Origin of the sequence: Cuspidothrix issatschenkoi CHARLIE-1, assembly GCF_002934005.1 — a bacterium.
GTDB lineage: Bacteria > Cyanobacteriota > Cyanobacteriia > Cyanobacteriales > Nostocaceae > Cuspidothrix > Cuspidothrix issatschenkoi.
In genome coordinates, this window is record NZ_PGEM01000036.1 from 16814 (window position 1) to 36072 (window position 19259).

Annotated in this window: 15 protein-coding genes and 2 pseudogenes; 9 read left to right on the forward strand and 8 right to left on the reverse strand. The window is 39.2% G+C overall.

Features of this window, described 5'->3' with window-relative positions; translation table 11 throughout:
- The first annotated feature begins 1454 nt into the window (after window positions 1-1454).
- A complete protein-coding gene (locus CUN59_RS06220; RefSeq protein WP_104387021.1) occupies window positions 1455-1880 on the forward strand; it encodes an AbrB family transcriptional regulator in 426 nt (141 codons plus the stop codon).
- A 197-nt stretch (window positions 1881-2077) separates the two neighbouring features.
- Complete coding sequence (locus CUN59_RS06225) at window positions 2078-2935, forward strand: CPBP family intramembrane glutamic endopeptidase (protein ID WP_207765376.1); 858 nt, start codon at window positions 2078-2080, stop codon at window positions 2933-2935.
- 85 nt (window positions 2936-3020) lie between these two features.
- On the opposite strand, the gene CUN59_RS06230 is transcribed toward CUN59_RS06225, so the two are convergent.
- Entirely contained in the window at window positions 3021-3404 is a 384-nt protein-coding gene (locus CUN59_RS06230) for a hypothetical protein (protein WP_104387023.1), read from the reverse strand.
- A 150-nt stretch (window positions 3405-3554) separates the two neighbouring features.
- Here CUN59_RS06230 and hslO point away from each other — a divergent pair, with 150 nt between their 5' ends.
- The 4 genes from hslO (at window position 3555) to eno (ending at window position 9676) form a co-directional block, all read left to right on the forward strand.
- Window positions 3555-4469, forward strand: coding sequence for an Hsp33 family molecular chaperone HslO (gene hslO, locus CUN59_RS06235; protein ID WP_104387024.1), 915 nt, complete (start codon window positions 3555-3557; stop codon window positions 4467-4469).
- Window positions 4470-4628: 159 nt separating this feature from the next.
- Complete coding sequence (locus CUN59_RS06240; protein WP_104387025.1) at window positions 4629-6704, forward strand: chromosome segregation ATPase; 2076 nt, start codon at window positions 4629-4631, stop codon at window positions 6702-6704.
- Between the two features lie 377 nt (window positions 6705-7081).
- Complete coding sequence (locus tag CUN59_RS06245; RefSeq protein ID WP_104387026.1) at window positions 7082-8023, forward strand: DNA adenine methylase; 942 nt, start codon at window positions 7082-7084, stop codon at window positions 8021-8023.
- A gap of 363 nt (window positions 8024-8386) precedes the next feature.
- Complete coding sequence (gene eno / locus CUN59_RS06250) at window positions 8387-9676, forward strand: phosphopyruvate hydratase (RefSeq protein WP_104387027.1); 1290 nt, start codon at window positions 8387-8389, stop codon at window positions 9674-9676.
- 144 nt (window positions 9677-9820) lie between these two features.
- Here the strand turns inward: eno and argC are convergent, their stop codons facing one another.
- Window positions 9821-10879 (reverse strand): N-acetyl-gamma-glutamyl-phosphate reductase, encoded by a 1059-nt coding sequence (gene argC, locus CUN59_RS06255; protein WP_104387028.1) that lies wholly within the window; start codon window positions 10877-10879, stop codon window positions 9821-9823.
- Window positions 10880-11217: 338 nt separating this feature from the next.
- Here argC and CUN59_RS06260 point away from each other — a divergent pair, with 338 nt between their 5' ends.
- Entirely contained in the window at window positions 11218-11664 is a 447-nt protein-coding gene (locus CUN59_RS06260; protein WP_104387029.1) for an SRPBCC family protein, read from the forward strand.
- Window positions 11665-12034: 370 nt separating this feature from the next.
- Here CUN59_RS06260 and CUN59_RS06265 read toward each other — a convergent pair whose 3' ends face one another.
- The 4 genes and pseudogenes from CUN59_RS06265 to CUN59_RS06285 all read right to left on the reverse strand — a co-directional run bounded on the left by CUN59_RS06265 (window position 12035) and on the right by CUN59_RS06285 (window position 16007).
- Complete coding sequence (locus tag CUN59_RS06265) at window positions 12035-12982, reverse strand: LysR family transcriptional regulator (protein WP_104387030.1); 948 nt, start codon at window positions 12980-12982, stop codon at window positions 12035-12037.
- Window positions 12983-13584: 602 nt separating this feature from the next.
- Window positions 13585-14542 (reverse strand): annotated as a pseudogene (locus tag CUN59_RS06270) (RNA-guided endonuclease TnpB family protein); the annotation flags it as partial.
- Window positions 14543-14748: 206 nt separating this feature from the next.
- Complete coding sequence (locus tag CUN59_RS06280) at window positions 14749-15582, reverse strand: M56 family metallopeptidase (protein ID WP_104387032.1); 834 nt, start codon at window positions 15580-15582, stop codon at window positions 14749-14751.
- 5 nt (window positions 15583-15587) lie between these two features.
- Window positions 15588-16007 (reverse strand): BlaI/MecI/CopY family transcriptional regulator, encoded by a 420-nt coding sequence (locus tag CUN59_RS06285; RefSeq protein WP_104387033.1) that lies wholly within the window; start codon window positions 16005-16007, stop codon window positions 15588-15590.
- A 135-nt stretch (window positions 16008-16142) separates the two neighbouring features.
- Here CUN59_RS06285 and CUN59_RS06290 point away from each other — a divergent pair, with 135 nt between their 5' ends.
- The gene (locus CUN59_RS06290; protein WP_104387047.1) at window positions 16143-16595 is read left to right on the forward strand and encodes a DUF29 domain-containing protein; all 453 of its coding nucleotides are present in this window, start codon (window positions 16143-16145) and stop codon (window positions 16593-16595) included.
- A gap of 274 nt (window positions 16596-16869) precedes the next feature.
- Here the strand turns inward: CUN59_RS06290 and CUN59_RS06295 are convergent, their stop codons facing one another.
- A complete protein-coding gene (locus CUN59_RS06295; RefSeq protein WP_165790166.1) occupies window positions 16870-17751 on the reverse strand; it encodes an SGNH/GDSL hydrolase family protein in 882 nt (293 codons plus the stop codon).
- Window positions 17752-17843: 92 nt separating this feature from the next.
- Between CUN59_RS06295 and CUN59_RS06300 the strand changes: the two genes are divergently transcribed.
- Complete coding sequence (locus tag CUN59_RS06300) at window positions 17844-18044, forward strand: hypothetical protein (protein ID WP_133164003.1); 201 nt, start codon at window positions 17844-17846, stop codon at window positions 18042-18044.
- Here the strand turns inward: CUN59_RS06300 and CUN59_RS06305 are convergent.
- Window positions 18037-19205: pseudogene (locus CUN59_RS06305) on the reverse strand (glycosyltransferase). The gene CUN59_RS06300 and the pseudogene CUN59_RS06305 overlap by 8 nt on opposite strands.
- Between the last annotated feature and the right edge of the window lie 54 nt (window positions 19206-19259).

Sequence of the window (19259 nt, forward strand, 5' to 3'; positions counted from 1 at the left end):
TGTAAATCTTCTGTTTTACCTGACCTGCCGGTAAAATCATGCTGCTAGGGAAGGATAAAACCTGATAACATAGCTTGGTATCAGCCATACCATGAAGTATAAAAATACATTTTCTTTACTGCTTGAGTCTTGATCATCCTCCCCTCTTTACTCTTGATCGTTGACACTGAATAGTCCTTGCGTCAAGCCCTAGTTATCAAAATTCTACATCCTTAAATATATATAAGACTCTTATCCATACTACTCAGTTAAGAATTGAAAAGTTGTGAGGTGGTCGGGAGAAAGGTTTTTCATGGTTGCCCCCTAAACCTACAAGTCTGAGGAATCCTATTAAATTTTAGAACTAAACCCACTGCTTTTGAATCTGGGAGAATCTTCTTAGCTGTTACTGTTTAGTGGCCTACACAAGTAACTTTAGGAATCAAACCAGAATATAAGTGTTAAAGCAAGTGAATATCTTTCCTAGTGGCGATCAAATCATCCATAGATGTGGTAAATTTATTCTTCCCCTAGACAGACGTACATTATCTGAAGACAAGTTTTGAGGAGAATTTTGAATTAGATGGTGATCAACAAGGGAAAGAAGATTTTTTACTTGGCTTTTTCTCCCTAGTCACTGAAGAAACTCGATAACTTAACCGCTTCACTCCCAAAAAGCTTGGCTGAATTAGATGAACTTTTATAAAAGTTATGACATCATCCTTATGACAGTAGCAAGCTTCAGGAAAATTTTCACTGATTTTTAGCACCTCAACTCCAGGGATTTAGATCAAAATTTAGAAAGAATTTTAATTTTCAATGCAAAAAATATTTTGCTATTATTATTTCATGCTATTATTTGATAGAAAATTACGAACTCAGAAAATCACCAGACAATAGCCGCCTAAGCACGGTTAGCACTTCTGTTGTTTTTTCGTAATGTAGGGACTAAAAAACTCATGTCTCTACTGGCAGAATAAAAGGGTGTATGTCCGTTAGACCACATACAAATACTATGCTGTCTTGAGCTAAAGATGATCATTAGGTGCAAACCTAGAACTCAAAAGCAAGATCGATCAGCATTGAATCTCAAAAATTCGTAATTTATTGGCTCTCCAACTTTTTTTGGAGTAGAGTAACCTAATTTGTAAAGGTGGCTTGAAGTTATACCATACTTAGTAGACCAAAGAGAAAATAATTTAATTTCTGATGGCCAATGATGGTTAAAAATGCCGTAAAATTACTGAAATAAATGTTTGTGGCAACTATGACCCAGAAACCTATTATAGATAACTGTAATAGAGTCTTCGGTTGCTGCCTTCCTCAGCAGGAATTCACCCAAAACCCTGATGTAAACTACTCTCTAGAGTCCAATTCTTACTAAGAAGCTCAAGAGTAGACTCAAAGAAAATTTGAGCATGGCTAACGCCACCCTACCCCATCAATTTGAAAAGATTAAGGAAAATTAGAACATAATGAGTGAAACTGCAACCGCCCCATTAACAGGAAAAGCATTACTGGCGAAAGTAAAAGAACTTTCCAGTTTACCCCGTCGGGAAAGAGCAAAGCAATGTGGCTATTACACCGTTACTAAGAATAGCCAAGTTCGTGTTAATCTCACCGACTTTTATGATGCTTTACTCTCAGCTAGAGGCATTCCCCTCAGCCCAGAAGCTCCAAAAGATGGACGTGGCCGCGAACCGACATATCGGGTCAGTGTCCACCAAAATGGTCAAATTGTGATTGGTGCAACCTACACCAAAGCAATGGGACTCAAGCCTGGTGATGAATTTGAAATTAGACTAGGTTACAAACATATTCACTTAATTCAACTTGGTGAAAGTGATAAGCAACTGAGCCAAGTAGATAGTGATACTGATGAATCTGACGAAGAAGAATAAATTTCCTCACCTATTAGGGGTAATTTGCTAGTCAATATGGCGTAAGTTATCTCTAAAGCTGACCCTTATTTATAGGTCTAGCTGAATAATTACTCTAAAATTAGACATAAAAAACAACTTGACCTCTTCCACGGGTCACAAATTTTAGTAGAGTCTTGATTAATTATCAAGAAATCTATTGTTGTAGCAAGGGAGTCCTGTTTTTTATGTCTATGCCAATATCATTTTTAGAGCCATTGGCCAAGACTTTGCTGGAGTTTCTGAGGGATACACCAGTACTTTTGGTCATGGCTTTTTTTATTGTTTGGGTAGGTTGCTGGTTGCCATTAGTAGCAATTTTAACTATTAAATTTAAGTGGCAAATACATAAATTTTTACAACCAGAGCAAAAAATTCCTTTGTTGGTGTCTCTCTACTTATTAGTACCGCTAATTCTGTGGGTATTTCAATGGTTAAAATTAGGATCTTTCTCGGATTATGGATTAGTCGGGGAAGTTTCTCTGGTTGTTTCTTTATGCCTCGGCTTTAGCTTGGGTATTTTTAGTCTAGGAATAGTATTTTTTGGACAAATTTGTGCTGGTTGGTGCTATTTAGAAAAGTCTAATATCAAGTTAATACCACCTATTTTATTAACTATTTCCCTGGTGGCTTTATTTGTCGGAGGAATAGAAGAACTGATATTTCGAGGATTTTTATTGACTAAGCTAGAAGATAATTTCTCAATTTGGTTAGCGGCAATTATTTCTAGTTTAATTTTTGCTGTTTTGCATTTGGTATGGGAACAAAAAGAAACCCTACCCCAATTACCAGGACTATGGCTCATGGGTATGGTATTAGTATTAGCCAGATTAGCAGATGGGAATAATTTAGGAATAGCCTGGGGACTTCACGCTGGTTGGGTATGGGCGATCGCTACTATAGATACAGCAGGATTAATTACCTACACAGATAAAGTTCCCCAATGCTTGACAGGTATCAATAAAAAACCCCTGGCGGGGTTAACAGGAATTATTTGTGTTTTAGCGACAGGAGGAGTGTTGTTATTGGTATCCTAGTTACCAATTAGTCTTGTTTATGCAGAGATAAAAACAGAAGTATTTATGTAAATAAATTTTAGTAGAGGTAATTCATGAATTACTCCTATTTAGTTGTCGCTAAGAATTGGCGTAAGCTAACTAAAGCGAAAGTTTGACCTAAATTGAGGGGTAATAAGGATATACCTTCTAAGCGAGATTGTATCCAACCTTCACCCCAATACCATTCATGAAAGCCATCAATACCGCCACTAAGTAATAACCGAAGACAATTAGGTCTGACAACTTCTACATGATGATGAATGGCAATCGGACCTGTCTGGGTTGTAAACTCAAATCCTGGTGATAATTTTGAGGGCATTTCCCCAGGGAAAGTTTGCCCTAACAACCATTTTTGCAGTTGTGCAGGATGCAAAATACTATGATGAATAGCATCGGCTGATGCTGATACTTCAATGCGAATTTGACTTTGTTGAAATTTTCCTAGCATGGTAATTGTTGACGGTTGACTGTTAACTGTTGACTTCTACCTATTCTGCTCCTCTGCTCTCCTGCCCCTCTGAAAATTCTCCCTGTCGTTTTCAATGACGAAACAACCTAAAATATAAAAGTCATCTTGTAAAGAATTGTAAGGTTTTTCATGGCAGATCAATTAATTCGTGGGACTGCGGCCGATGGTGGTATTAAGATAGTTGGTGTCATTACCACCCGATTAACAGAAGAAGCTAGACAACGCCATAAACTATCTTATGTGGCGACCGCAGCACTGGGAAGAACAATGACAGCTGGGTTGTTGATGGCTTCGAGTATGAAACGGCCAGGTTCTAGGGTGAATGTGCGAGTCAAGGGAGATGGGCCTTTAGGTGGTATAATGGCCGATGCGGGTTTAGATGGCACAGTCAGGGGCTATGTCCGTAATCCATCTGTGGAATTGCCACTCAATCATAAGGGCAAACTAGATGTCGGTGGGGCTGTGGGTGAAGGCTTTCTGTATGTAGTCCGCGATATTGGCTATGGCTATCCTTACTCTAGTACGGTAGAACTGGTATCTGGGGAAATTGGTGACGATGTTGCCCACTACTTAGTAAGTTCCGAACAGACCCCATCAGCTTTGGTTTTGGGTGTATTTGTGGGAGAACAGGGTGTAACTGCGGCGGGAGGAATACTTATACAAGTGTTGCCTAAAGCGGCTAGAGATGAAGCCTTGGTAGCGACATTAGAATCGAGAGTGTCGGCTTTGTCTGGGTTTACGCCATTACTTCAAGCTGGCAAAACACTGACAGAAATCTTTAATGATTTGTTAGGAGACATGGGATTAAGTATATTTCCCGAAAGTCAGATATTGCGCTTTCATTGCGGCTGCTCTTTTGATCGGGTGTTAGGAGCGCTGAAAATACTAGGAGAAGTGGAACTACAAGACATGATTATTAAAGATAATGGTGCAGAGGCAACTTGTGACTTTTGCGGCAATGTTTATCAGGCAAGTAGTGATCATTTAAACCAACTTATTTTAGATTTGCAAAGAGAATCTGCAATTTCTGGTGAATGTAGCTAGTCACACTCTAATTTCAAGAAAAGTAATGCTATTGATGGCGGTGGTGAAAACCAGATATGACTGGTTATAAATGGGAAAGTGAGAATAGCAAACTTATGATTATCCATTATTAATCTACCTGCTTTTGTGATTTCTATTCAATTCACTATGGTGTGAGCAATGAAAGATCAGGATATTCGAGATAATTGGTCTTCCGACTCTGGAGGAGAACCAATTGGGGTTCAGCCCCATTATATACAAAATAATCGAACCGCTGATACCACTGCTATTGGTTCTAATTCTCAGTCAGCACAAAAAACAAAAAAGCAAGATAGGGTAGATTTGTCTATAAATAATGATTCGGAAACAGGTTTTAATCTCAATCTCTTAATTGAGAAAATGCCCCGTTGGACTAAAAGTTGGATTCCTTGGGCGATCATCCTGACTTTTGTACCTGGGACTATGGGTTTTTTTGCCATATCCATGTTGTTTAAGCTGCCATCCGCCCCTAATTGCCCGCAAATTTTTTGGCCTTTAGCTAGTGCTTCAGTGCGGTTAAATTGCGCTCAGTTAGCGGCTTCTAAGCAAACGATTAATAATTTGTTGCAAGCGATCGCTTTAGTGAAAGAACTCCCCGAAAATCACCCACTGCGGGGCGAAATTAATCGTTTGTTGGAGGAATGGTCACGGGATATTTTAAAACTAGCTGATGAGAGTTTCCAAGCGGGAAATTTGGAGGAAGCGATCGCTACAGCCCGGAAAATTCCTCCTGATGTGAAAGTCAGTGAATTAGTAACAGCACAAATTGAAAAATGGCAAACAGTTTGGTCACAGGCAGAAGCCATTTATCAAGAAGCAGAAAAGGAATTACGACAGCGCAATTGGCAATCTGCTTTCATGCTCACAGCTAAATTGCTGCGGGTAAATAATAAATATTGGGCAAGCACAAAATATGATGAATTAAATAATATTATTGTCACCGCTAGAGAAGATGGCGATAAACTTTACAAAGCGGAATATTTAGCCAAAAGTCCCAATGTAGATAATTTACTCAAAGCTATTAAATTAGCTGAGGCGATTAAACCAGAAAGTTATTTATATCAAAAGGCCCAAGAGTTAATATCAGGATTTGCCCGGAAAATGCTGAAATTGGCACAGGAGAAAATGAATGAGAAAGATGCCGATACAGCACTAGAAATTGCTCGCCAAATTCCTGACATTCCTGAATTACAGGTAGAAGTTGATGATTTTATGGTGTTGGGTGAAGCCAAAAGAAGTTCCTTTCTTGGTACTATTGCTGGGTTAGAAACTGCTATTTCCCAAGCGCAACAAATAGATGCTTCTAGGGATATTCATAATGAAGCTCAGGAATTAATTGCCCGGTGGCAATTGGAAATTGAAGATGTTTCTCGATTGGAAAAAGCGCGAAATTTAGCTAGTCAAGGAACGGTAAGTGATTTAACGGCAGCTATTTCGGAAGTGCAGCTAATTCCTGGTAATAATCCTCGTAGTACGGAAGCACGTCAGGAAATAGGACGTTGGCGTGGTCAGGTGGAGACAATTGAAGATAAACCATATTTAGCAAGGGCTGAACAAATTGCTGTTAATGATAATATTAATTCCCTGCAAACAGCGATCACTGAAGCTAGTCAAATTCGTTCTGGACGAGCATTATATCCAGAAGCTAGGAAAAAAATTAGACTCTGGACAGCAAAAATTGAGCGCATTCAGGATCAGCCATATTTAGATCAAGCTAAGGCACTAGCGGATAGTGGTAATTTAGCCAGTGCTATTAATCAGGCCCAAAAAATAGCTACATCAGGACGTGCTTTATCAAATGAAGCCCAAACAGCTATAGATACTTGGCAAGAACAAATTCGCGCCAAAGAAAGTTGGCAAAAAGCTAAACAAGTCGCCGTGGCTGGTACACCGGAAGCTTTAGTACAAGCTATCAAATTAGCTAACCGGGTATCGAATCGTCATATTTTACGCTTAGATGTGAATATTGCCATTGATCAATGGAGCCAACAACTGTTACAAATGGCACGTTCGCAAAGCGAGGTAGATGTGGCAAGAGCCATTGATACAGCCAAGTTAATTCCCCGTGGTAGCAGTGCTTATACTGATGCCCAAGAACAAATTAGAACCTGGCGACAATTTATGATGCCTAAATCACCATCTACTCCATCTATGCAATCTACACCTGAACAAAGACCGACAATTGAGGAAATCCAACCTTCAGGAATTGGTAATTAAATAGACATCTGGTGGTAATTAAATCTGCATAACTGCCAAACCTTTGTAGGGACATTTATGAACTGTCTCTAAGATAATTTTCACTCCTATGTCTAATGTAGATGATACAGCAGGAGGCAGTGGGTAGGGGTTTAGAAATGCTAAACCCTGACATTTTATGAATCAATATTTTTTTAGTAGATTAATTACATTATTTTTTATATTATATTTATATATTTGATATTTATATATTTGGATAAGTAGGTGAACCGAAAAATTTAAAGGTATGTGAAGAAAAGTAAAATCGCCCAAAACTCTCTTCGGTGTTCCCTGTTCCCCGTTCCCTGTTCCCTTGCCCCAACGACAATTTTTAACGCTAACCTACTTACTTCAAACTAATGATTTCAACGCTTACAAAAGTTTCAACATCTTCAATAGTTCCAAAGCCTTTTTTAAAATGGGCTGGTGGTAAAACTCAACTACTTGAACAAATTAGTAACTTCTTACCAGAAGAATTGCTTAATGGCTCAATCAAAAAATATGTAGAACCGTTCATAGGTGGTGGTGCAGTTTTTTTTAACATAGCTTACAAATATCAAATTCAAGAACTGGTTATTTCAGATATAAATACAGAATTGGTTATTGCATATAAAACAATTCAATATCAGGTAAATGATTTAATTCAATTGTTGACAGATATTGAGAATAAATATTTATCCTTTGATGAAAACCAAAGAAAGGAATATTTTTATCAAACGAGAATACAATTTAACTTGCGAAGAAATTACATCAATTGTCAGGATTATAGTTCTGAATGGATAGAAAGAACAGCGCAAATTATTTTTCTAAATAAAACTTGTTATAATGGACTCTTTAGAGTAAATTCAAAAGGAGAGTTTAATGTTCCTGTTGGTAAATACAAAGATCCAACTATATGTGATTCAGAAAACTTAAAAGCAGTTGCTGAAGTTTTACAAAATACAGAAATTTATCATAGAGACTTCAGCGATTATGAAAATTCTATAGATAGTAATAGTTTCATTTATTTTGATCCTCCTTACCGACCTTTAAATAAAACTTCTAACTTTACTTCTTATTCACAACAAATATTTAATGATTCTGAACAAATGAGATTACGAGATTTCTTTAAAAGTCTAGATCAAAAGGGTGCTTTGATGCTTATGAGTAACTCAGATCCCAAAAATCAAGATATTGAAGACAATTTTTTTGAAACAGCTTATGCGGGTTATCGAATAGAAAGAGTTAAAGCATCACGATCTATAAATAGTAATTCATCAAAACGAAAAGCTATTAACGAATTACTAATTATGAACTACTAAATAAAATCTACAGGGGCAAATATGTTGAAGATCAAGGCAATTAACGTCAATGCAGGATCTATCCTGCAACTAGCGTTCATCCCTTGTCTAAAGACCAAATGTGGCTTCCTGAGTCAGCCGCACCTTCAAGGGTTTTCGCCATTTTCCTTATAAAAATAAATAATCCTGTACATCCTTTAATCCTGCACATCCTAATTCTGACAAATACCATGTTTCCTTGCATACTCAGGGAACATTACCACCCCTCATTACTGGAAATATTCTTTAATCTCCGGCAATTTTCCCCCAGAAACGCATAAACTAACGGTTGGTTTAGGACTAAACTGTAAAGTCTTGACCCTCAAACAGAAGGAGAAAGCCAGAATGACAAAATACCTAGACACTGCCATTGAAGCCATTGTCGCCCGCGAAATCCTTGACTCACGGGGTAGACCTACCCTAGAAGCAGAAGTACATTTAGCTGGTGGTGCAGTGGGACTCGCACAAGTTCCCAGCGGTGCTTCCACAGGCACATTTGAAGCCCATGAACTGCGAGATGCGGATAAAAGCCGTTATGGAGGTAAAGGAGTCCTCACGGCGGTAAAAAACGCCAATGAGATATTAGCACCGAAATTATTAGGGTTGGATGTCCTCAACCAAGAATTGTTAGACCGGACAATGATTGCTACAGATGGTTCACCTAACAAATCTAATTTAGGCGCGAATGCCATTTTAGGTGTTTCCTTAGCAGCAGCTAAAGCAGGTGCAGCAGCTTTAGATATTCCCCTCTATCGCTATTTGGGTGGACCTTTGGCAAATTTACTGCCAGTACCCTTAATGAATGTGATCAACGGTGGGGCGCACGCTGCAAATAACGTTGATTTTCAAGAGTTTATGATTGTCCCCATCGGTGCGCCTTCTTTTAAAGAAGCTTTGCGTTGGGGTGCGGAAGTATTTGCCACTCTTAGCAAAGTGTTAGATGATAAAGGTTTGCTGACAGGTGTGGGTGATGAAGGTGGTTTTGCACCTAACCTAGAATCTAACCAAGTGGCTTTAGAATTGTTGGTAGCTGCAATTAAACAAGCTGGTTATAAGCCCGGTGAACAAGTGGCTTTAGCTTTAGATGTAGCTGCAAGTGAATTTTACAAAGATGGCCAATATGTCTATGATGGTAAACCCCATAGTCCTGTTGAGTTTATTGATTATTTAGGACAATTGGTTGACCAATATCCAATTGTATCTATTGAAGATGGTTTACATGAGGAAGATTGGCAAAGTTGGCAATTACTAACTCAGAAAATCGGCTCAAAAGTACAATTAGTAGGTGATGATTTATTTGTAACTAACGCCACCCGCTTACAAAAAGGCATTGAACAAAAAGCCGCTAACTCGATTTTGATTAAGTTAAATCAAATCGGTTCTCTAACTGAAACTTTGGAAACCATTGATTTAGCTACTCGCAACGGTTTCCGTTCAGTTATTAGCCATCGTTCTGGTGAAACTGAAGATACAACCATTGCTGATTTAGCTGTCGCAACTCGCGCCGGACAAATTAAAACCGGTTCTCTGTGTCGTAGTGAACGGGTAGCAAAATACAATCGTTTACTGAGAATTGAAGATGAATTAGGCGATCGCGCTGTTTATGCCGGTGCTGTGGGTTTAGGACCAAAGTAGGTGATTGGTAATTGGTGATTGGTAATTGGTGATTGGAAGAAAATATTACCCATTACCCATTACCCATTACCCATTACCCATTACCCATTACCCATTACCCATTACCCATTACCCATTACCCATTACCCATTACCCATTACCAAATTAAGGATAAAATCCCACTTTAGGCAATCCTAAAGTTTCATCCCAGTTCATCATGATGTTCATACATTGAATTGCTTGTCCAGCTTGGCCTTTAATCAGGTTGTCAATAGCTGACATGACAATAACTCGACCTGTGCGGCGATCAACTTCTAAGCCGATGTAACAATTATTGCTACCACAAGCCCATTTAGTTTGGGGATAAGTGCCGCTATTGCAGATTTTTACCCAAGGAGAATTGCGATAAAAGGCGTTATAGATGGTGATTAAATCATCACGAACTAAACAAGGATCGCGCATGGTGGCGTATACAGTTGCTAAAATACCCCGCACCATAGGGATCAGGTGGGGTGTAAACTGAATTGTTACGTCATGTCCTGCCAATTCACTGCAAGTTTGCTCAATTTCTGGGGTGTGACGATGACTGGCTACACCATAAGCAGCCAGAGAGTTATCAGCTTCCGCTAATAAGAGATTGATTTTTCCTTGTCTACCACCGCCAGATGTTCCAGATTTAGCATCAATGATCGCTGTTTCGGGAACAATTAAACCTTGTTTTAGCAGTGGAGAAAGCGCCAACAGACTGGCGGTAGGATAACAACCAGGACAACCAATGAGTTGAGATTCGGCAATGCGATCGCGGTACAATTCCGGTAAACCATAAACTGCTGTAGCGGCTATGGTGCTATCGCTCCTTTGTGTCCCATACCAGGTTGTATAAGTTGTTAAATCACTAAAGCGATAGTCAGCACTCAAATCTAGGACTTTACAACCTTTTTCTATAAGCTGAGGAGTAATTTGGCAAGCTAGACCATTAGGTAAAGAAAGAAATACGACTTCACAACGACTAGCAATAACTTCCGGGTCTACTCCCTCAATGTCCAAATCAACTATATTACCTAAATGTGGGTAAAGATCAGTAAAGGATTTACCCGCGCTGCTTTCACCACCTAAATAAGCAAGTTCTACCTCTGGATGATCCATCAGGAGTCGCACTAGCTGCACTCCACCATATCCTGACGCGCCAACAATTCCAACTGGTACGCGCCTCAAATTTCCCATGATATTAAATCCTTATCCACTTTCAGTTAATCTATTATCAGCCATCAGCAGTCAAGCTAGTAGCTCATTACTGATGATATTATTGAACTTTCGCTGCATTGTATAGCAAAGAGAATTTTTTAGCGCACCTCAGTAGGTTAGCAAAATAAAACCAAACTGTGTCAAGAAAAGTAAACAAGACTAGAACCTAAAACCCACCTCCTACCTCCTGCTCCCCTACTCCCCTGCCTTCAATACACAAATTTTTGACATCTGACGCACCCTACCAATATGCTAGTTCCGTAACTCCTGTAATTGTTAGCATTTTAATATCGGGTAAATTTTAGATTTTTCTGTCTATGTTACACTTTCAACATTCTTCAATCATTAACGCACCAGTAGAAGTAGTTTGGCAATTTCACGAACGACCAGACATCCTACAACTACTAACTCCACCATGGCAACCCTTACAAGTAGTCAGACGGGAAGGAGGACTAGAAAAAGGCGCAATTACAGAATTTCGGCTATTTTTGGGGTTATTACCCTTAACTTGGTTAGCACGTCACACTGACTATGAAAAATATAGTCTGTTTACTGATGAACAGATATCTGGACCTTTTGAGTCTTGGATACATCGCCATGAGTTTACAGAAGAAGCAGGAAAAACTAGATTGACTGATAATATTAGCTATGCCATGCCTGGTGGTAATACCATAGAATTTTTCAGTGGTTGGTTAATACAAGCACAGCTAGAAGCTATGTTTCGCTATCGGCATTATGTGACTGGGCGAGAATGTCAAAAGTAAGTAGTGGTACAAAATAAATTGCATATTTAGTAGGATTTACGCACGAGTTACGGAATAACGTTCGCGTAGCGTATCGAAGACATACCGCAGAGGATGCACCAGAACACAGGGGAATAAGAGTTTGAGAGTTTTTTGCGTAAGTCCTATTTAGGAAAGGTGATAGGTAACAGACAAGAGATATACCAGATGTCTATTCGTTTTCCCAATGTTCAATTAATTTTGCCCAGGTACTTAATAATGCTGTTGATTCATTTTTAATTGTTGCCTGTATTTCCGTCAAGCTATTGATAACTTTTAGATACATAACAAATTTATCATGTATCTATTTTAGATGGTTGCAGATTACAATACCATCTGCAAAAATCTGGTTTTAAGGATGGGGTGTAATCAAACTATAGTTATGATCTGGAATTAAACCACCCTGTTCTGTAATCTTTTGCGCGGCGTCTAAAAGATACTGATAATAGGTCTGTCCAATAATAGATAACTGCTTACCAGCAGGGTAAACCATATACCACGTCCGTTTAATGGGGAAGTGTTGCACATCCAAAATGCTAAATTCTGCTGCATCACCTAACAAAGTATGACGGGATAGAATAGAAATACCTAAGCCACCAGCGATCGCCTGTTTAATAGCTTCATTACTCCCCAACTCTAATTTCACTTTCACCTTTACCCCATATTCTTCAAACACACTTTGCACCGCGCTACGAGTTCCTGAACCTGGTTCACGCATAATAAAGGCCTCTTCACCCAACCGTTCAATAGGAATATTTTTTTCCTGTGCTAAGGGATGATTAGCGGGTGCAAAAACTACCAAAGGATTTTCTAAAAACGGCTGGAAATTGACATCAAAATGATCAGGAATCTGACTCATAATATACAAGTCATCCAAATTACTCATCATTCGATCTAGAATCATTTCATGATTTGTGACTTGGAGAGAAATATCAATCCCAGGATAAAGCTGACAAAAAGGCCCCAACAATCTAGGAATAATATATTTGGCGGTCGTAATTACTGCCAAACGTAATTGACCTTGCTTTAGTCCTTTTAAATTAGCAACAGTCATTTGAAAATTGTCTATGGTTTCAAAAATTTGCCGACAAGTTGTAAATAATTCCCGTCCCGCTTCAGTTAAATATAAACGTTTACCTACCTGTTCAAATAAGGGCAAACCTACTGATTTAGTTAGCTGTTTGATTTGCATGGATATGGTAGGTTGAGTTAGAAACAACTCTTCCGCAGCCCGTGTAAAACTGCCATGGCGTGCTGCCGCCTCGAACACCTTCAACTGGTGCAACGTCGCTTGGTTCAAGGTAATTCTCCCCTAATAACAATTGTACATATACCTTGGTATCGCGTAACACTAAGAATTTTTTGAGTGTTATTTATACAAAGTTCTCAACCCTAGTATATATAAAAATGTCTCTTCTGTGTTATTAAAGACTTACTTATTTGGGGAATATACAGCGAATTTAATCTGAGTGATGTATATATGTAGCGGGCAAGATTCCCACACCATAAGAGTTTTATTATTTATGCCTGTATCTGATTTAGTTGCAGTATGATGTGATGCGCTAATAGACAAAAATAAGGAAATTTCCAACTTATTAAATGAGTCGGAAATATGCTAATTTTGATTTTTAACAATCAACTATAACGACTAAAAATACTGGAGTAATTATCAATTAATCAGGTCAATTGGGTAAGTCATCTTCTGGCAAAATATCAGATATATTGATTACCCAAGGAATATCATTATTCACTGGCGAACTAATACTAATTTTAGCTTGGATCCATATAAATGTTTATATAATTTGGATGTTCTGACTATCAATTTTCCACATATTTTCTTTAGCAATTACGATACAAAACTATATTAAGTTTTGTAGTAGGGGGCAGGAGGAGGAAAGTGAACTACCCACACTGACTTGGAGTACCAAGTACAGTGTTGGCTTCTGTACTCACGGGGGAGTGCCGCAACTTAGACTTTCGCCCAAGTTTTGGTCTTATCTCCCCTCCTACAGCACCAGACGGCTGAACCTTCCGCCTTTATCCCTTCGACTTCGCTCAGGGCAAGCATTCTGATACCCTCTGTCCTAATATTTATCGCTGCATTTCCATCTCTATCATGATGAGTACCACAATGAGGACAAGTCCATTCACGGACATCCAATGGCATATCACCAATTTGATAAAAACAATTAGAACAGAGTTGAGAACTGGGAAACCATCTATCAATCTCTACCAACTTCCCACCTTTGCGTTCTAGCTTATAGGCTAAAAAATTAGTAAATGTTCCCCATCCTGCATCAGATATTGACTTTGCCAAATTATGATTGCGTACCATGCCTTTGACATGAAGATTCTCTACTATGACAGCTTGGCTATCGCTGACCAACTTATAACTAAGTTTATGTAGAAAATCTTGCCGAGAATTACTAACTCGTTCGTACACTTTAGCAACAACTTTTCTATATCTATTTCTGGATTTACTTCCCTTTTGTTTACGTGCTAATTTTTTCTGCTTGCGTTTAAGGTTTTTCTCGTGCTTGGCAAGGTGTTTAGGGTTATCGTATTTAGAAACTTTTTCGCCATCAGTAACAACAGCAAAATGTTTTAATCCTAAGTCAATACCATAAATCTTCCCTTGGGAAATAGTTTGATTTTTCCTTGTGTTTGGTAGAGTTGAAACACCTTCTACTTCCGTCAGGATAGATGCAAAATATTTACCTGATGGTGTTTTACTAATAGTGACAGTCTTAATTTTCCCCTCAATTGGTCTATGTATTTTGGCTTTAACTATCCCAATATTGCCAGGAAGTTTAACATTACCATCTACAACCTTGACGTTTTGAGGATACTGAATAGACTTGACTGCCCCCTAAATCTCCCAACTTTGGGGGACTTTGAAGTAAATTCTTCCCCAGAATTGGGGGTGAGGGGGCAGTTTGCTAAATTTGATCACTTGTGTGTACACCGTAGCGCAGAAAATGGGGACTTTAAAGCCTCTCTCCTTGCAGGGGAGAGGTTTGGAGAGGGGTTTATTTATACATTGACAACTGCGGTAGAGAAATTGATTCAAGTATGAAATAATACGGTGATTAGGGGCAGAAAGGCTAAAAGGAAAATATGCCAAGATTGCAATTGGGCTTCTGATGTTGGTTCGGATGGTGTTAATAAAGCTTCTATTCTTTGTTCCAAGCGATCGCCCGCGCCCAAAGCAGCACAACAAATATCTGATGTCATGGGATTGTTACTTACCACTAATAACAAGGATTCTGCTAATACTAAAGGATCTACTTGAGATGCGGCGTAACTATCAGCCCGTAATTCTCGTAAAACTAACAATTCTTGCCATAAAGGTTCTGTATTGGGCAACCAAGCGGTACAGACACGTATCCAACCTAACCAAAAGAACCAGAATGTATCCCTATACTGATAATGCCCTTGTTCGTGTGCTAGGACGCTTTCTAGATGGTCAGGAGAGAGGGCTTGTAGGAGTCCCTGACTAACTACTAATTCCGGTCGCCAAAAACCCATTTGACCGGCAAATAAAGCTTTAGTTTGCAAAAGTCGGGCTGGTTTACCGGCTAAGTGGACTTGGGGACATTCACGGGCGGATTTAATGGCTTTCCAGGCAGAGAAAGCGAGTTTAATGCCTAAAATGTTAAAACAGCCCAGAAAAATTAATGCCAGGAGATAGCTAAAAGAACTAGTATACATTCCGCCCATTTTTCCCTGAGTACCCATGCAGACAATGGAGGTTGCAGTCATGAAGATGAGTAGGGGGGGGAAAAGAAATAAAAATAGCGATCGCTCCCAGCGCATCAACCAAGTGCCTTGAGAAATACTGCCGGAGTGTCGTAACCAACAAGCAATGGTGAGGGCGGTAACTATCATGAGTAGGTGCATAAATTCTATTTCTCTCCTCTGGCTTCCCGTGCAGCTTGAATGCGTTTAGCGATCGCTTCTATTTGGTCACTAGCAGCTTGATCTAAGCTATCAGCAAATGCCGCAATTACATCAGGATTTCCCACTGCTAAAAATCGCTGTAATTGATCATGGGCTTTAATTACCTCTGCTTGTTGCTTAGTTAGCAATGGCCGCCAATAAAAGGCTTTGCCCTGTTTATCGCAAGCTAACCAACCTTTTTCCGTGAGACGACGGAGAACGGTAGTAACAGAAGTATAAGCCAATTCGCGGTTAGGATCGGAGAGAATGCGATCATGTACGTCTTTGACTGTCGCTGAACCGATATCCCAGACAATACCGAGGATTTCTGCTTCTAGGGGACCTACGGACATTTGTTTAGGACGATAATCTGGTAGGGGTGCCATGTTGATAATTTTGGATGTTCTTTCTATTTTAAGATGACTACCGACAACAAGATCCCCGACTTCTTGAAGAAATTGAGGATTTGAACTTTAGTTTTAACTTAAACTGGAATTATGTCACTCAAGGGACAAAAGCCAATGACACAAACACAGATTGCAGTATCTTTATATGAGCAAGATTATTTACTCTGGATTGAAGATATCGTCCAAAAATTACGGAATAGAGATATAGAAGGACTAGATATTGATAATTTGATAGAGGAGATAGAGGACTTGGGGCGCTCAGATAAACGTGAACTTGAAAATCGGTTAGCAGAACTTTTAGAACATATTCTCAAGCGGAATTATGTGCATATCCCTGATTGTTATCGTGGGAGGGTAGAATCAATCATTAAACAAAGGATTGGAATCAGAAAGTTAATCAAAAATTCACCTAGTCTCAAGCCTTATTTTAGCCAAGTATTTGATGAAGCTTATGCAGATGCCCTGAAAATTGTCCGCAATGGTTATCCACACTGTGAGTTTCCTGATACGTGGCCGTTTAGTTGTGATATTGAAGCAATGTTAAATGTTGATTTTTGGGAAGAATAAATTGTCATCATGTTTTATAATTGCTGAAATGCCTGTTATATATAAATTTTCGCAGTTATTGATCCCTTTTTTATTTTCTTTCTGAGAAATATGGGTAAAGTTCTTTATATCTCCTCAAGGTGTTTGGATGCAATCCCAGAAATTCGACCGCTTTTCACCAGTGGTATGTACGCCATAAGGAGAGTATAGCATTAGTTAGTATTATTTGGCAAGCAGTTAACTAGCTAATTTCCTTCCATGGAAAGTCTCTAAAAGGGTTCTGGAAAACGCACATTTAATTACTGGAGATGTCTATTATTCTTTTGCCTATTGCCTTGTTTTGAGGTGCTGGTTCTTGCTGAAAATAAATTTGCAAAGCAGTGCGCCACACCAGATAACCTGGAGGGCTTAAATGTAAACCATCGGTAGTAAAATCTGAACGGAGATTACCTTGTTTATTACTAAATAGAGGATGTAAATTTAGATATTTTGCACCTTTTTCAATAGCAATTTTCTTTATTTCCTCATTTAAACTGCGAATTCGAGTATTAGGAATAGCCAGAAGTTTCTCTTTTCCTTCCCAAGTTACCCCTTCCTCACCATGGGGTAAAATTGACTGCACCACAATTTGGGCTTGAGGGTGCATATTTCGCAAATAACGGATAATTTGCCGATAATTACGTAAAATTTCCCTATCACCTAGGCCGCGAATTAAATCATTAATTCCCACCATGACGAAAATAATATCCGGTTGGGTGCGGTCAAAAAAATCTAATCTTTGTAATAGTCCATTGGTAACTTCCCCAGAAATACCTTGATTTAACCAAGCTCTATTCTCCGGTAATAACTCTGGTGGAAACCATAAACTCAGAGAATCTCCTGCCAGTATGGTTAAACGTGGCGGCTTTTTCTGAGCAGTTATTTTCGCTTCTTGTTTGAGAATATCCAACCATTCGGGATAACTAAGTTTATGGCGGGGTCCTAACTCTGGTGGCACATATTGATTATTCCAGTCTAGCTTAACTGGTTCTAGTTGCTTTCGGATTAGTGTGCTTGGGATCTCAGGAGTAATTTTGTACTGTCGCCAAATCAATAAAATCACCGCTAACATCAGGATGATATTACTTAACAGCGCGAATACTCCCCAAACAGGAAAGGCTTTTATATGGTTAGACACGACTAATAAATATTACTGATATCGAACTTTATTGTAAATCTGAGAGTGGCTAATTGGTTATTGTTGGTTGGTCAATCAAAAAATTGAAAATTATGCAATGTATTCACCAAATTTCATTTTACGGTATAATTCAGGAAATACTCCGTACAGAAAAACACCAAGATAGCCTGTGTATAGGTTCTTCCGTACCCATTATGCCAAATATGGGATTATTATTGGGATTACTATGCGGAGGCAGGGTGGCTGTAGGGGCGAACGGCCGTTCGCCTCTACAAAAGTTAACCGTCACCTAGCATATACTCTACCTTTCCACATTCCTCCCCGGCCTTGCCAATGACGGGAGGCTGAGTCTACGGTCATTAGGGTATATAGAAAAGCGATCGCTGGTAAGCTAAAGGCAAAAGCTGGAGAACATTTATAAAAGCGAATAATGGGGAAATAAGCAAAAGTCATTAGCAGATATCCGATGAAAGCGGTCAGGCTAATGATCCCATTCCCCAAAATCACTCCGAAAATAATTCCCATGGGTGGGACTATATAAACTAAGATCATGCCTAACAAACTGCCTAGTAGTAATAAAGGGGAATAATTCAGTTGTGTATAAGCACTTCTGGCTACCATATCCCAAATTGTTTTGAGGGAATCGTAGGGACGTAAACTATAGGTGACGGTGCTGAGTCCTAACCAGATGTTTCCATGACTTGATTTGACGGCTTTGGCGAGGGAACAGTCATCAATGAGGGCTTGACGAATCATTTGCAAGCCACCGATTCTATTGAGGGCTTCTCTATGAATGAGAATACAGCCCCCGGCGGCGGCAGCGATCGCTTTTTTCGAGTCATTTACCCAGGAAAATGGATAAAGTTTTTGGAAGAAGAAGACGAATGCGGGTATTAATAGTTGTTCCCAAAAGCTTTGACAGCGTAAGCGTACCATGATAGATACAAGGTCTAATTTCTGTTTCTCGGCTTTGGCCACTAATCGCCGTAAGTTGCCGGGATCATGTTGTATATCTGCGTCAGTCAGTAAAAAATAATCTGGTGTTAATTCACTGGCTTTTTGTATTCCTTGTTCCATTGCCCACAATTTTCCCGTCCAACCCGTAGGTAATCCGGTACTGGTGACAATCTGCAATTGCTGGGTTTTATCGAGGGCGTGGGCTACTCCTTGGGCAATACTGGCTGTACCATCGCTACTTTGATCGTCTACTAAAAAGATGGTGAAATTACCAGGATAGTCTTGCAGGAGAAGCGATCGCAAGCTAAAAGGAATTACATCGGCTTCATTACGGGCGGGAAGGGAATGAGTACACACACCGTTGGTAAGGTGTTATTATTAATATCTTTATCCGTTTCTAATTGCTGATCAACTTGCCAAAACTGTCCCCAAAATAAGAGTAAAAATAACCAAATTACTAAGGATAAAAGCGTCAAACTCAATATAATTGCTACCATTACTGTCCCTTGACTCCAATGCAAAATTTAAAAACTAAATTTAATTCTTTTACT

Excerpts from the sequence above, each read along its gene's own strand:
- CUN59_RS06245 (WP_104387026.1), top strand. The coding sequence starts at position 7,082 with ATGATTTCAACGCTTACAAAAGTTTCAACATCTTCAATAGTTCCAAAG.
- CUN59_RS06220 (WP_104387021.1), top strand. The coding sequence starts at position 1,455 with ATGAGTGAAACTGCAACCGCCCCATTAACAGGAAAAGCATTACTGGCG.
- CUN59_RS06240 (WP_104387025.1), top strand. The coding sequence starts at position 4,629 with ATGAAAGATCAGGATATTCGAGATAATTGGTCTTCCGACTCTGGAGGA.
- CUN59_RS06260 (WP_104387029.1), top strand. The coding sequence starts at position 11,218 with ATGTTACACTTTCAACATTCTTCAATCATTAACGCACCAGTAGAAGTA.
- CUN59_RS06285 (WP_104387033.1), bottom strand. The coding sequence starts at position 16,007 with ATGGCACCCCTACCAGATTATCGTCCTAAACAAATGTCCGTAGGTCCC.
- CUN59_RS06290 (WP_104387047.1), top strand. The coding sequence starts at position 16,143 with ATGACACAAACACAGATTGCAGTATCTTTATATGAGCAAGATTATTTA.
- eno (WP_104387027.1), top strand. The coding sequence starts at position 8,387 with ATGACAAAATACCTAGACACTGCCATTGAAGCCATTGTCGCCCGCGAA.
- CUN59_RS06230 (WP_104387023.1), bottom strand. The coding sequence starts at position 3,404 with ATGCTAGGAAAATTTCAACAAAGTCAAATTCGCATTGAAGTATCAGCA.
- CUN59_RS06280 (WP_104387032.1), bottom strand. The coding sequence starts at position 15,582 with ATGCACCTACTCATGATAGTTACCGCCCTCACCATTGCTTGTTGGTTA.
- argC (WP_104387028.1), bottom strand. The coding sequence starts at position 10,879 with ATGGGAAATTTGAGGCGCGTACCAGTTGGAATTGTTGGCGCGTCAGGA.
- hslO (WP_104387024.1), top strand. The coding sequence starts at position 3,555 with ATGGCAGATCAATTAATTCGTGGGACTGCGGCCGATGGTGGTATTAAG.
- CUN59_RS06300 (WP_133164003.1), top strand. The coding sequence starts at position 17,844 with ATGCAATGTATTCACCAAATTTCATTTTACGGTATAATTCAGGAAATA.